Source organism: Microbulbifer maximicatervae (SeqCode) (assembly GCF_052467825.1).
Genome location: NZ_CP174327.1, coordinates 1,651,294 through 1,664,329, shown reverse-complemented (window position 1 = coordinate 1,664,329; position 13,036 = coordinate 1,651,294). Strand labels below are relative to the sequence as shown.

Here is a 13,036-nt window from a genome sequence, read left to right as displayed (position 1 = left end):
CCTTCGCAAAGCTGCTCTTACCTTATCTATCCAACAACGCTGGTAGCGGCCACAAATTTGGGAGCAAAACCAGTGATAACTGGGATAGAAATACCCAACGATTTGGAAACCCGTATGAATTATTCCCTCGGTGTGGTGATGGACCCCATCGCCCAGATCAATTTTAAAAAAGATACGACGCTTGCACTGTTACAAGCCGCACAAGATTGTGGTTTCCAGCTGTTTTATTTCGAGCAGAGCCATCTTTACCTTGAGAATGGACGCGCAACTGGGCGCGGCTGCCCTATGCAGGTTTTTGATGATGAGAATCGTTGGTTTTCTCTGGAAGAGTCCAGAGAAATGCCTCTCGGCGAGCTGGATGTAATCCTGATGCGTGTCGACCCCCCCTTTGATAATGAATATATTTATTCCACTTATATTCTCGAAGCGGCAGAGCGCGAAGGTGCGACGGTAGTCAACAAGCCTCAGGCGCTACGCGACTGCAATGAGAAAATTTTTGCGACAAATTTCCCCCAGTGCTGCCCACCGGTTCTAGTCAGCCGCGATATGGCCAAGCTGCGGGAATTTCATCGAACTCATCAAGATGTCATTTTTAAACCTCTAGACGGTATGGGCGGTGCAGGCATCTTTCATTGCAAACCAGATGGCGCCAACCTTGGAGCAATTCTGGAAATGCTTACCGAGCACGGCCGCCAGCAGATTATGGCGCAGCGTTACATCCCCGAAATCAAAGACGGTGACAAGCGTATCCTGGTCGTTAACGGTGAACCGATTCCCTATTGCTTGGCGCGAATTCCGGAAGCGGGCGAGACTCGCGGCAATCTTGCAGCCGGCGGGCGCGGCGAAGCACGCCCCCTGACCGATAGAGATCGTTGGATCGTTGAGCAAGTCGCTCCCACTTTGAAGGAAAAAGGTCTGTTATTTGTCGGGCTGGACGTTATTGGTGACTACCTAACAGAAATTAACGTTACCAGTCCCACTTGTGTACGGGAAATTGATGCCGCTTACAATACGGACATAGGCGCGCGACTAATGAGCGGCATCACACACCTGCTGGCACAAAAAAGGTAAACTGGGCGTTTGATAACTCTCAGGGCGGTTTACCACTGAGAACAAGGCTGTGTGAAACGCACGCCCGAATAAGTAGTAGTTGATAATAGATAATGAATTCCTCTGCCAACGCGACACAGTTTCATGCAATGCAGCGTGAACGCTTTGTGTTCTCATTATTTCTAGCCGCCGCGTTACATGCGCTAATTGTTTTCGGAGTGGCTTTTGCTGCTCCGAAAGGTGCACAGGCGCCACCGACACTTGAAGTCACACTTTCTTTGCAAAATTCCGCTCAGGCCCCAGAGGATGCTGACTACTTGGCACAGCACAACCAATTAGCCAGTGGTACCGCAGACTCTCGGAAAGAGTTATCCACTAAACGCCGTGCCGAGTTTGCCGATACGCAAATTCATCGCGTGACGCCTTTGCCACAACAACAATCTGCGCGGCCAGCAGAGCAGCGCCGCCTGTTAATTACCACAGTTGGTGAGAGCCCGATTCAGGCTCCTGAACTTTCGGCAGAAGATAAGTTATCCGAGGAAAAGCGCGGCGACGCACCCAATGACCTGCCATTGAGCAACCCTAAAATAGCTAGCCTAGAGGCGCGTCTCGATAAAATTCGCCAAACTATTGCCGAGCGCCCCCGAGTACGCAGATTGACATCTGTAGCTACCAGAGCCTCAGCCGATGCCGCTTATTTACATGAATGGCGCCAGAAAGTAGAAGCTGTTGGCAGCGATAACTTTCCCGAAGAGGCTTTGGAAAAACAAATTAGTGGCGAGTTACGCATGATGGTGCGGTTGCTTCCCACCGGAGCCGTCGAGAAGGTTGTTATTCTTCAATCCTCCGGGGAGCGCATTCTCGATGATGCGGCCCAACAAATTGTGCGTCTGGCTGCTCCCTTCGCTCCCTTCCCATTAGAGATCAAGAACGAGGTTGATCGACTGGAAATTATCCGTACCTGGCAATTCGAAAGAACCGGGGGACTTACTACTTCTGCGGGGGATCTGCCCAGCCGAGGCTAAAATGGGCTTTCAACTGGCGGTTTATTACTGATCTATGCCTAATTCGAATATCGATAGCGACTTGACTCACGGAAACCTGCGCGGCCAGTTCCTTCTGGCCATGCCCGGTATGGAGGACCCGCGCTTCAAACACGCTATCGCACTGATTGTTGAGCACAATAGCGACGGTGCCATGGGCATAGTGATCAATATGCCCAGTAAGGTACACTGGCACGAGGTATTCGAGCAGCTGTCTTTGGAGGATCTCAGCTTGCGCGGTGACGAACCAGTTCTACTGGGCGGTCCCATGTCACCAGAGCAGGGATTTGTACTGCACGGCACCGGCATGCACTTCGACTCTACAACCGAAATCAATTCAGATATCAGCCTGACCGCTTCCAAGGATATCCTCGAATCCCTCGCCGCAGGGCGCGGCCCTGACGATGTACTACTCGCCCTCGGCTACGCAGGCTGGGGGCCCGGTCAGTTGGAGCAAGAGCTGACAGAAAACGCCTGGCTGACACTGCCGGCAGAGCCCGAAACCCTATTTGCCACACCGGTCGAAAAGCGCTGGCAAAGCGCCGCCGCCCGCCACGGCATCGATCTTTCCGGCCTCGGCTCCCAAGCTGGCCACGCCTAACAGAAAAACTACTGACCTCTATGAATAAACCCGTCACAGCGCTAGCTTTTGACTTTGGAACCCGCTCTATTGGCGTAGCTTACGGCCAGAGCCTTACCGGTGGAGCTCGGGAACTGGCCCCACTGCCCGCCAAAGATGGCAAGCCCAATTGGGACTCCGTCGAAGGCCTGATCAAAGAGTGGCAGCCCCACCTTTTACTGGTTGGCCTCCCCCTCAATATGGATGGCAGCGAAAGTGAATTTGGCGTGCGTGCGCGAAAATTCAGCCAGCGCCTGCACGGTCGCTATGGACTACCGGTAGAGCTCATTGACGAGCGTTTAAGCACCCGAGCCGCCAAGGAAGAGGCCAACGAACGCGGACATCGTGGCAACTACGCACAAGACCCAGTGGACTCAATAGCCGCACGGATAATTCTCGAAGACTGGCTGCGCACCAGGGGCTAGCCCCTCGGCTACAGAGAACCTCACGGCATTGCGACTCTGTTAGAATGGCCGCTTCAACCAATAAGTGATTGAGCCGCATGTCTATAGATCGTATTCGCATTGCCACCCGACAGAGTGCTTTGGCTCTGTGGCAGGCCAACTATGTCAAAGACCGCCTGCAACAGGCGCATCCCGAACTTCTTATCGAGTTACTCCCCCTCACCAGCCGGGGTGACCAGGTTTTGGACATCCCACTAACCAAAGTGGGCGGCAAAGGCCTGTTCGTTAAAGAACTGGAAGTGGCGATGCTCGAAGGCCGTGCGGACATCGCAGTTCACTCGATGAAAGATGTCCCCATGGAATTCCCCGAAGGACTTCACCTACCGATTATTTGCGAGCGTGAAGACCCCCGCGATGCCTTTGTCAGTAATCTTTATGACAGCCTCGATGACCTGCCCCAGGGAGCAGTAGTCGGCACTTCCAGCCTGCGCCGACAATGCCAATTACTTGCCCGTCGCCCGGACCTCAAAGTCACCTTTTTACGGGGCAATGTGAATACTCGACTGGCCAAACTGGATGCCGGCGATTACGACGCTATCATCCTCGCTGCGGCCGGACTGCTGCGACTTGAAATGCCGGAACGCATCCGCAGCTTCCTGGCAACGGACATCCTGCTCCCCGCTGGCGGACAGGGAGCAGTGGGTATCGAATCGCGCCGCGATAGCGAACTGGAAGCCTTGATCCAACCGCTCCACTGTCCGGAAACCGCAGCCCGACTCAGTGCGGAGCGCGCCCTGGTTAAGCGCCTCAACGGCGGCTGCCAAGTGCCTATCGGCTGCTACGCCGAGCTGGATGGTGACACCCTGTGGCTGCGCGGACTCGTTGGCAGTCCCGATGGCAAAACCATGATACATGCCGACAATCGTGGCCCTGCCGCTGAGGGAGAGCGCCTGGGTACTGAGCTCGCGGAACAGTTACTGGCCGATGGTGCCGATAAAATCCTCGCCGCTATCTGATATGGGCGATCTCACCTCCGACCTGCTGCAGGGCAAACGTATTCTCAGTACGCGGCCAACGCAGCAGGCTGATAACTGGTGTGCGCTACTGCGCAGCCTGGGGGCCCAGGTAGATAACATCCCCATGCTCGGCATAGAGCCAATTGAGGATCAAGCTGCCATGCAGGCCTTAAAAAACTCAATCCTCGATTTCGATCAAACGGATGTCGCGATCTTTGTTTCCCAGAACGCCGTGCGCTACGGCGTAGACTGGCTTGAAGATTATTGGCCACAGTTTCCCCAGGGTCCTCGCTTTCTGGCGATCGGCGCGGCAACCGCAAGCGCCCTGGAAAAGCGCGGTATACCCTGCGAGCAAAGTGGCAATACGATGAACTCCGAGGAGTTGCTGCGCCTACCCTGGTTACAGCAGTTGGACGGGAAAAGAGTTCTTATTTTTCGCGGCTCCGGTGGCCGCCCTCTTATCGGCGACACCTTGAGTGATAGGGGTGCGCGAGTAACTTATTGCGAACTCTATCGGCGAGTGCTGCCACCGGAGGCTGCAACCTCCCTGGCTGAGTATAAATTCCAACCCGATATTATCAGTGTGCACAGCGGTGAAACACTCGATAACCTGGTTACCTGTATCCGCCAGATAAACCGCAATACACTCTTTGAAACCGCTCTTATCTGCCCGAGTATACGAGTTGCCACTCGGGCAAATGAGCTTGGTTTTGCCCATTGCTATAGCGCGCTAAATGCCGGCGATAACGCTATGCTGGAAACACTGCGTAAGGCCCTCGGCTGATTTGCTATCAAATTCTCGATCGCTTTGCGCTAAAAATCTTAAAACGGCGTTTAGCCCGCTATTAAGGCTCGCGCCACTCGTTATAATCTGACGACATTTTCCACCTGCGCCGCCATACCCATGACCGATAAAAAAGATCAAAATATAGCCGCGACCAATGAGCCCCTGGAAAACACAAAGCCTGTAAAAGGCAAAAGTAATTTCGCCAAAGCCTCAGAGGAAAAAGCCTCTACTGGTAAAGCCAGCGGCGGTGCTGCGGCCAGTAGATCCAATGGGCTGTGGTGGTGGCTACTGTTCATCATCATTTTGATTGCTGTGGCCTCACTGGCCTGGTTTAACTCTCCTCAGCTGCGCGAACACCTTGGCGCTTACCTCAACTATCTACCCGGAAAAACGGCAGCCCCGGAGAGCACCACCACTATTAGCCCTGCAACGGAAGTGCCGGCTGCCGCTGAAAACACCACCCAAGCGCCGACCTCCAATATCGCTTCGGAAACCCCTGCTGCTACCTCTGCCCCAATTGAACCCCAAACCCCCGATTATTCCGGGGAATTCAGTCAGCTGGAGCAGGCCGATGCCAATTTACGCAATCAACTAGAGCGACAAAATCGCACTATCGCCCAACTGCAACAGCAACTGGCTTCCATGCAGCGCAGTGTCACCGCGCAGGGAAACCGCTTGGGTCAGCTGGGAAATGTAAGCCGCGACGATTGGCAATTAGCTGAGGCAGATTATCTGTTGCGTCTAGCCAACCAGCGCCTGCTTCTCGAAGACGATAGTCGCGCTGCGCTGGGGCTGGTCGAGCGCGTGGACGAGATATTGCGCGATGTGGACTTACCGGATCTGTACGGGGTACGCCAACAGCTTGCCCGTGATATCACCTCACTGAAGCTGGTCCAAAACATCGATCGCCAGGGTTTATACCTCCGTCTCAGCGCCTTGGAAGAACAGCTAATCCGCACAAATATCCAACCACAATTCGATATGGCTTCGGCAGAACAACCCAGTGAAGAGCAGCCCAGCATTAAGGAGAGTGCCCCCCTGTGGAAGCGGGAGTGGCACAACTTCACCCGCTTCATGCGCGAATCGGTGCGCCCCATTGATGGAGACATCAACCCGGTAATGCTATCCCCACAGAGTGAAGCTCGCTTTCGCCAGACTCTGCGCCTTTATATGGAGCAGGCCCAACTGGCATTGCTTCGCGGCGATACCACGGTTTACAGGGACGCTCTGGATAGTGCGCGGTCGCTACTACTCAGTTATGGCACTGCCAGTCCGCAGCGCGATGCGCTGGCCCAACAACTAACGGAACTTAGCAAACAACGTATCCAGGTCGAAATGCCTGACCTCAGCGCCTCCCAGCTTGCCCTGCGCAATTATATTGAGCGTTTACACAAAACATCCGGCACCACCACACCAACTGCCTCGCAACAGGAGGAGAACCAGTGAAAAAACTGTTCTTCACCGCTCTGGTACTACTGCTGCTCGGCGCTTTTCTACCGGAGGCTATTAACAATTATCCCGGCTACCTGGTAATCGGTATTGGCGGTGAGCTGAATAAAGGCTACGAGATGAACCTCTGGTTCGCAATTTTCTCGCTGGCAGCAGCTCTAATCATCCTCTTCTTTGCCATTTGGCTGGCTCGCAGTATCTTTCGCGGATTCCGAGGTAGTGTCGACCGGCTGAGATTTGGTCGCCAGCGTGTAGCGCGCCGACGCCTGACCAGCGGCTTGGTGGAATTTATGGAGGGCAACTGGTCCCGGGCGCGCCGTCAGCTGCTGAAGAGCGCCCCTCGATCTGAAGCCCCGCTGATCAATTATTTGGCGGCAGCGCGCAGCGCCTTTGAGCTGGGCTTTCGTGAGGAGGCCAATGAGCTGCTAGCCAAGGCGGAGGCCTGTGGTGAAGATACCCGCCTGGCTGTAGCCCTAAGCCAAGCTCGTATGCAGCTCCTCGATAAACATTACGAGCAGTGTATTGCCAGCCTGGAGCGCGCCAAGCAACTCGAGCCGAAACATCCTGCCCTGTTACAACTTCTCAAGCAGGCTTATTACCTTCTGGGTGACTGGAGCCGTCTTCGCGCATTACTGCCCGAGTTGGAGAAACATGCGAACATGCCCGAAGCTGAGCTGCACCAGCTTGAACTCGAGGTGTATCAACATCAGCTGACCGAAGCAGCTAATCGCAAAGATATCGATAAATTACACGATACCTGGCAAAGCCTGAGTGGCCGCTGGCAACGCAACGAAGCCCTGCGCAGTCTCTATGCACAGCAACTGCATCGGATTGGTGAAGATACAGAGGCAGAGAAGCATTTGCGCTGGCTACTCAATCGAGCTTGGGACCCCAAGCTTGCCGAACTCTACGGCTGCCTGGTGGGGGCCGCCCCTGCGGCACAAATATCAGCAGCTGAAGGTTGGCTCAAAGAGTATGGGGAGAGTGCCGCACTGCTAACCTGTCTCGGACGCCTCTCAATGCGCAATGAACTTTGGGGCAAAGCTCAGCAATATTTTGAGAAAAGCCTGTTGTTGCGCCAAGATCCCGCTACCTCCGCTGAACTGGCTCGCCTATTTCAATCCCTTGGGGAAAAAGATAAAGCAGCAAAACTCTATGAGGAAGGCTTGCTACAAGCAGTCAAGGACTTGCCCCAGTTGCCTATGCCCAGTCAAGGCACTCCCCTACTAGGCGCTCACGCCTGAGTCATCTCCCCTGAAAGGCCGACGGGCCTTTCAGCCACTCCCCAATTGCACCTATAGTAAACTCCCGTTTACCAATAAGGACACGGCTGTGACCCTCTGTGTGCGCTACATAGTTGCCTTACTTTTTACCGCCAGTGTGTTTTTTACCGGCCATGCATCTGCTGAATATTCAGTAACGCCTCAAGATAAAGCCTTAACTGATTACGAATATCCCTATCCAGTTCATCACTTTCATTTCGAACAACAGGGGCAGCCACTGGCAATGGCCTTTATGGATGTACCGCCTGCAGAGGGTAAAAATGCAAAAGGCACGGTACTCCTGTTACACGGTAAGAATTTTTCGGCGGCCTACTGGAAGGAGACTATCTCCCAACTCAGTCAGCTGGGGTACCGGGTTATAGCACCGGACCAGATCGGTTTCGGAAAATCCAGTAAACCGCTTACCCAATATACTTTTCAGGGGCTTAGCAACAATACCAAAGTTTTATTGGATAAATTGAAAATAAGAGAGGTTATGGTAGTTGGGCACTCTATGGGAGGTATGCTGGCTACCCGGTTTACCCTAATGTACCCGGAGCGAGTCAAAAAGTTAGCACTTGTAAACCCTATAGGCCTTGAAGACTGGAAGCGATGGGTTCCCTATGAACCTTTGGACCAAGCCATTGCTCGCGAGAAAAAACAAACTCCAGAATCTATCAAACGCTACATGAGTAAAGCCTACTTTTTTGAGCAGTGGCGCGAAGAATATAACCCGCTACTGGATATTCAAGCTGGCTGGACCCTGGGACCCGATGCAGCTCATATGGCAACCGTGGATGCCCTAACCTCCGAAATGGTATTCACTCAACCGGTACTTTATGAGTTTGCCAATATCAAGGTACCTACCCTACTGATTATAGGTACCCGAGATCGAACAGCTATTGGCCGCGCCCGCGCGCCTAAAGCTGTACAAGAAAAATTAGGCCGGTACGATCAATTAGGCAAGCGTACAGCAGCAAAAATCCCCAAAGCCGAATTAGTCGAGATGGAAGGAGTTGGACATTTACCCCAATTCGAAGCTTTTCCAACTTATATTGATGTTTTAAGTAAGTTTCTTACGGCCCCTGTTGAAAAGCCTAACCTCCAGGCTGCTCAGTAGAAACCCAGTCTAGGAAACATATCATTGGCACGGAGGCTGATGTGTAGAGCATCCATTTGTTTAGAAAGTTATAGCTTGCACGCAAGGAGACTATTAGCAATCAATGATAGTGCAAATGGCGATTTAACATTCAACAAATCGCCGCTTGCAGCTTTTCTGCGAGAATTTATTTCGTTTTTAAACAGCCCAGGGCAATCCCACAAAGAGTAGCATAGCAAAATAAGTAATTACCCCTTGTAAAAGGGCAATTAGAATAGCCTTTAAAAAACCCGTACCAAGTACCAGCATATAGGCAATAGCAGCCAGAGGAATTGTCAGTAAAATTCCAGCGCTATCCGTCACACCCGGCAACATGCCGCCAACAATTCTTTGAATAATTAGGGCCAATAGCAAAGCGAAAAGACAATAAAGTACACCCGTATTTTTCGCCCCCAACATGGCAGCTGCCAACTTCAGAGGCAGTACAAGAACTGCCACCATAATAATTACAAAAATAATTAATTCCATTTGTTACCTCTCCATTTAATTTTAGTTATTTACTCACTTCCAACTTCTACCGTTTCCCAACCCCAGGAATTAGATATCCACTTGTTTTCAATGCAGCATGTCGTCATACGCAAAAATACAGCCCAGACATAACCTGCATTGTCACCCCGTGCCAATATACTGGCAGCAGCATGCAAATTCAGTCGCGAATCATACTTATATAAACCAAAACCACAATAAAGTTCACAAATAAAAAAGCTGGCGCGAATTTCGCCCCAGCTTTGAGAAATAATACATCTAAACTATCAGTTAATAACGATTTGGCAGCTTATTTACGTACCAGGGTCAGGGATGAGGGTAACTGCTGCCCGTTCTTCAAGTAAGTCTCTTCCCGCTGTAACTTGCCGTTACCTAACCAGGTAAAAGTGAGGCTATCCAGACGACTCTTACTGTCCAAAGTAAAATTAGTTACATCCTTGAAAGAGAATGCCAAAGTATCTTCAGCGCTATTTTTTTGCCAGCTTAACCTGGGCTGATTACCCTGGGGGCAATAGTGCGTCACTATTAAATTATCGTTATCCAAGTGGTAGGCCGTCAGGGAATGTTGGCGCCCGTTATAGAGCCAACTTTCTAGTACTACGCTTCCCCCAGCTGTATCGGAAAAACTAATAACAAAATCGTCATTTTTTGCCCCTTCCTCTCTCCATTCTCCAGCTAGCCCTTTGATCTTCTCAAAAATTGCCTCTGCACCATTACCCTGGCTGGCAATTACAGGCTGAAATATTACTGTCCCAAAAAATAGAACTACTAGTTTTGATAAATTCCCTATCATATTCTCATCCAACCTTAGAAAAATACACAACAAGAAAGACCCTCCTTAAAATAAAAATTTCAGGAGTGGTCATCCTACAGTTGTTTTTATATTTTCATAAGACGAATAGCAATACGCTTCATCGCATTGGCCGATTTAATATCCATATCTCTATTCATCAAGATAATAAAACCATCCTTACTTTCTGGCTCAAAATACATAGCTACAAATACACCCAGATCAGTTCCCATGTGCCCAGTAAGGCCATTGCGATCGCGCCAAAAGAAGCGCTGCGAATCTGATACAGACAACGGTAATTGCAGACGAAACATTTCCTGATACATAACATCTGATAAGATCTGAGTTCCAGATTTATCCCGATTATTAAGCAGCGCTAGCAAGAAATCGCTGAGGTCAGCAATGCTTACACGAACACCACCGTCGGGATATTGCGGATTACCACTGTGTGCATACGGATGAAATTGCTTGTACTCAAAAGGAGGATCAATAAATCGACCAATTAAATAGTTCATCTTCTCCGCTTCACTATCTACACACAGACCGATATATGGTACACATTGCTCTACTTTGTAGGGAACTGCGATAGAGCTCAGATCTACTCCATTGAGTCTCCAATTGGCAGTCTCCATATCCAGGCTGTGAAATAAAGTATCCCGGCTATAATTGGCGAGAGACTGGCCGGTTACTGACTCAACCAATAACCCAGCTAAACCGGCAGAAAGATTACTGTATTGTCTGTGCTCCCCGGGGTTATTTGTCAGATAATAATCCCCACTACCGTACAGGCTTTCCCCTTTAACCAGCAGGGAACGTAGATGTTGCTCCAAACTGATAGAGGGATCACGATTTTCAGTGTAAGTGGCGTAGTCAAAATAATCTTTAATTGCTGCAGAGTGACTCGCCAGATGTCTCAGTGTAATTTTTTCCCCTTCTATATGTGGATTGTCGACCTTAAATGGTAAATAGCTATTAATATCCTCATCCAACGCCAATTTACCATCGTCGACCAATTGCAATAGTGTTACGCCCATAATCGGCTTACTTATCGACGCAATATTAAATAACGTATCCTGAGTAACTGGTTTGCCGGCCTCAATATCGGCCATCCCGTATACTTGTTGAAGCGCAAGTTCACCCTCTTTTATTCTGGCAACGGCTATTCCGGGTATAGCTGCCTCATGCATAACTGCAGGAATAAAATCTTCGATATTATCAATTCCGACACTTTGCTTCTGCTCACTTGGTACGACTAGTAAAAATATGAAAATACCTATCGATATCAGGCCCACTAAATAAATTTTCCTCATTAAAGCAATCCTTATAGTTAATTCAGGGCCACGGTTGAGCCCGTACCTGACTGCGACGCCAGCAGTAACAGCTATAGATGCAAAGAAGGAAGAAAAAATAAAGAGTGACCGCTAAGCGGTCACTCTACTGAGCGCCACCAGAGGCGCTTATTCGGACGGGAGTACTGAGAATATGTCGCCGTGCTTATTCGAGGCCCAATTTAGACCATATTTCATCAATCTTTTTAACCACATTCGGGTCGCGCTCAATAGGTACACCCCACTCACGACTAGTTTCACCTTCCCATTTATTAGTCGCATCAAAACCTATTTTTGAGCCTAAACCGGAGACCGGTGAAGCAAAATCTAAATAATCAATCGGAGTATTTTCTACCATCACCGTATCCCGCGCCGGGTCCATACGTGTGGTCATCGCCCAGATTACATCTTTCCAATCCCTGGCATTGACGTCTTCGTCAGCGACAATAACAAATTTGGTGTACATAAACTGACGCAGGAAGGACCAAACACCCATCATTACCCGCTTGGCATGACCCGCATACTGCTTCTTCATGGTGACCACGGCGAGACGGTAAGAGCATCCCTCCGGCGGCAAATAGAAGTCGACAATTTCAGGAAATTGCTTTTGTAGGATTGGCACAAAAACCTCGTTTAAAGCCTCTCCTAAAATCGCAGGTTCATCCGGTGGACGCCCGGTATAGGTGCTGTGGTAAATGGGGTTTTTACGGTGCGTAATCTTCTCTACCGTAAATACAGGGAAGCTGTCCACTTCGTTGTAGTAACCGGTGTGGTCTCCATAGGGCCCCTCATCAGCCATATCATCGGGATAGATAAAGCCTTCCAGAACATATTCGGCACTGGCAGGCACCTGAAGATCACTGAGTAAGGCATCGGTCACTTCTGTCTTATCCCCCCGCAGCAGGCCGGCAAAGGCATACTCAGACAAAGTATCCGGCACTGGGGTAACGGCCCCCAGAATTGTGGCGGGATCGGCACCCAGGGCAACAGCTACCGGATAGGGTTCACCGGGATGCTTCTTGCACCAGTCCCGATAATCCAGCGCCCCCCCGCGATGACTGAGCCAACGCATAATCAGGCGGTTCTTTCCGATTAATTGCATCCGGTATATGCCCAGATTTTGCCGTTTCTTCTCAGGCCCTCGGGTAATTACCAAGGGCCAAGTGACCAGCGGAGCGGCATCTCCCGGCCAGCAGGTTTGGATTGGCAGCTGATGCAGATCAACCTGATCCCTCTCAAGGACTACCTGTTGGCAAGCTGCACCCTTTACGACTTTTGGCCCCATATTCAGGACCTGCTTAAAGACCGGCAACTTCTCCCAGGCATCGCGGAGATTTTCCGGTGGCTGCGGCTCCTTGAGAAAAGCCAGCAGTTCTCCCACTTCACGCAGTTCGGCAACACTCTCTCTTCCCATCCCCAGGGCGACTCGCTCTGGTGTTCCGAAAAGATTGGCAAGAACTGGGGTCTCAAAGCCTACCGGGTTCTCAAACAACAATGCAGGCCCCTCAGCTCGCAATACGCGATCGGAAATTTCTGTCATTTCCAAAATGGGGTCAACAGGGTGCTTGATTCGTTTTAGTAGGCCGCGCTTTTCCAGCAACTTAATAAAGTCGCGTAGATCTTTATATTTCATGGGCTAACAA

General features: G+C 50.8%; 13 protein-coding genes. 9 read left to right on the top strand and 4 right to left on the bottom strand.

The genetic code is table 11. From position 1 onward, the window contains the following. Positions 1-114 precede the first annotated feature (114 nt). The 9 genes from gshB to ACJJII_RS07465 all read left to right on the top strand — a co-directional run bounded on the left by gshB (position 115) and on the right by ACJJII_RS07465 (position 8,750). Complete coding sequence (gene gshB / locus ACJJII_RS07505) at positions 115-1,071, top strand: glutathione synthase (protein ID WP_444919263.1); 957 nt, start codon at positions 115-117, stop codon at positions 1,069-1,071. Positions 1,072-1,163: 92 nt separating this feature from the next. Then, a complete protein-coding gene (locus ACJJII_RS07500; protein ID WP_444918796.1) occupies positions 1,164-2,075 on the top strand; it encodes an energy transducer TonB in 912 nt (303 codons plus the stop codon). Positions 2,076-2,109: 34 nt separating this feature from the next. Next, on the top strand, positions 2,110-2,694 hold the full coding sequence (locus tag ACJJII_RS07495; protein ID WP_282930307.1) for a YqgE/AlgH family protein: 585 nt from the start codon (positions 2,110-2,112) through the stop codon (positions 2,692-2,694). A 20-nt stretch (positions 2,695-2,714) separates the two neighbouring features. Next, on the top strand, positions 2,715-3,137 hold the full coding sequence (gene ruvX, locus ACJJII_RS07490) for a Holliday junction resolvase RuvX (protein WP_413664071.1): 423 nt from the start codon (positions 2,715-2,717) through the stop codon (positions 3,135-3,137). A 77-nt stretch (positions 3,138-3,214) separates the two neighbouring features. Beyond that, positions 3,215-4,132 carry a hydroxymethylbilane synthase gene (hemC, locus tag ACJJII_RS07485; RefSeq protein WP_444895456.1) on the top strand — a complete coding sequence of 306 codons (918 nt, stop codon included), beginning with the start codon at positions 3,215-3,217 and terminating at the stop codon, positions 4,130-4,132. Beyond that, the gene (locus ACJJII_RS07480) at positions 4,029-4,916 is read left to right on the top strand and encodes a uroporphyrinogen-III synthase (RefSeq protein WP_444918795.1); all 888 of its coding nucleotides are present in this window, start codon (positions 4,029-4,031) and stop codon (positions 4,914-4,916) included. Before hemC ends, ACJJII_RS07480 begins: the two co-directional genes overlap by 104 nt. 120 nt (positions 4,917-5,036) lie before the next feature. Next, positions 5,037-6,365, top strand: coding sequence for a uroporphyrinogen-III C-methyltransferase (locus ACJJII_RS07475; RefSeq protein ID WP_444918794.1), 1,329 nt, complete (start codon positions 5,037-5,039; stop codon positions 6,363-6,365). Next, the gene (locus ACJJII_RS07470; protein ID WP_444918793.1) at positions 6,362-7,612 is read left to right on the top strand and encodes a heme biosynthesis HemY N-terminal domain-containing protein; all 1,251 of its coding nucleotides are present in this window, start codon (positions 6,362-6,364) and stop codon (positions 7,610-7,612) included. Before ACJJII_RS07475 ends, ACJJII_RS07470 begins: the two co-directional genes overlap by 4 nt. Positions 7,613-7,700: 88 nt before the next feature. Then, a complete protein-coding gene (locus tag ACJJII_RS07465; protein ID WP_444918792.1) occupies positions 7,701-8,750 on the top strand; it encodes an alpha/beta fold hydrolase in 1,050 nt (349 codons plus the stop codon). Positions 8,751-8,927: 177 nt separating this feature from the next. Here the strand turns inward: ACJJII_RS07465 and ACJJII_RS07460 are convergent, their stop codons facing one another. From ACJJII_RS07460 to ubiD, 4 genes are all read right to left on the bottom strand, one after another. Beyond that, a complete protein-coding gene (locus ACJJII_RS07460) occupies positions 8,928-9,257 on the bottom strand; it encodes a hypothetical protein (RefSeq protein WP_444918791.1) in 330 nt (109 codons plus the stop codon). A gap of 307 nt (positions 9,258-9,564) precedes the next feature. After that, the gene (locus ACJJII_RS07455; RefSeq protein ID WP_444918790.1) at positions 9,565-10,068 is read right to left on the bottom strand and encodes a hypothetical protein; all 504 of its coding nucleotides are present in this window, start codon (positions 10,066-10,068) and stop codon (positions 9,565-9,567) included. 86 nt (positions 10,069-10,154) lie between these two features. After that, a complete protein-coding gene (locus ACJJII_RS07450; protein WP_444918789.1) occupies positions 10,155-11,375 on the bottom strand; it encodes a serine hydrolase domain-containing protein in 1,221 nt (406 codons plus the stop codon). Positions 11,376-11,559: 184 nt separating this feature from the next. Continuing rightward, complete coding sequence (gene ubiD / locus ACJJII_RS07445) at positions 11,560-13,026, bottom strand: 4-hydroxy-3-polyprenylbenzoate decarboxylase (RefSeq protein ID WP_444918788.1); 1,467 nt, start codon at positions 13,024-13,026, stop codon at positions 11,560-11,562. Positions 13,027-13,036: the final 10 nt, after the last annotated feature.

Bases quoted from the DNA above. Each gene is read 5' to 3' on its own strand.
- ACJJII_RS07460 (WP_444918791.1), bottom strand. From the start codon at position 9,257: ATGGAATTAATTATTTTTGTAATTATTATGGTGGCAGTTCTTGTACTG.
- ACJJII_RS07495 (WP_282930307.1), top strand. From the start codon at position 2,110: ATGCCTAATTCGAATATCGATAGCGACTTGACTCACGGAAACCTGCGC.
- hemC (WP_444895456.1), top strand. From the start codon at position 3,215: ATGTCTATAGATCGTATTCGCATTGCCACCCGACAGAGTGCTTTGGCT.
- ACJJII_RS07455 (WP_444918790.1), bottom strand. From the start codon at position 10,068: ATGATAGGGAATTTATCAAAACTAGTAGTTCTATTTTTTGGGACAGTA.
- ACJJII_RS07450 (WP_444918789.1), bottom strand. From the start codon at position 11,375: ATGAGGAAAATTTATTTAGTGGGCCTGATATCGATAGGTATTTTCATA.
- ACJJII_RS07480 (WP_444918795.1), top strand. From the start codon at position 4,029: ATGCCGACAATCGTGGCCCTGCCGCTGAGGGAGAGCGCCTGGGTACTG.
- ACJJII_RS07475 (WP_444918794.1), top strand. From the start codon at position 5,037: ATGACCGATAAAAAAGATCAAAATATAGCCGCGACCAATGAGCCCCTG.
- ruvX (WP_413664071.1), top strand. From the start codon at position 2,715: ATGAATAAACCCGTCACAGCGCTAGCTTTTGACTTTGGAACCCGCTCT.
- gshB (WP_444919263.1), top strand. From the start codon at position 115: ATGAATTATTCCCTCGGTGTGGTGATGGACCCCATCGCCCAGATCAAT.
- ubiD (WP_444918788.1), bottom strand. From the start codon at position 13,026: ATGAAATATAAAGATCTACGCGACTTTATTAAGTTGCTGGAAAAGCGC.
- ACJJII_RS07500 (WP_444918796.1), top strand. From the start codon at position 1,164: ATGAATTCCTCTGCCAACGCGACACAGTTTCATGCAATGCAGCGTGAA.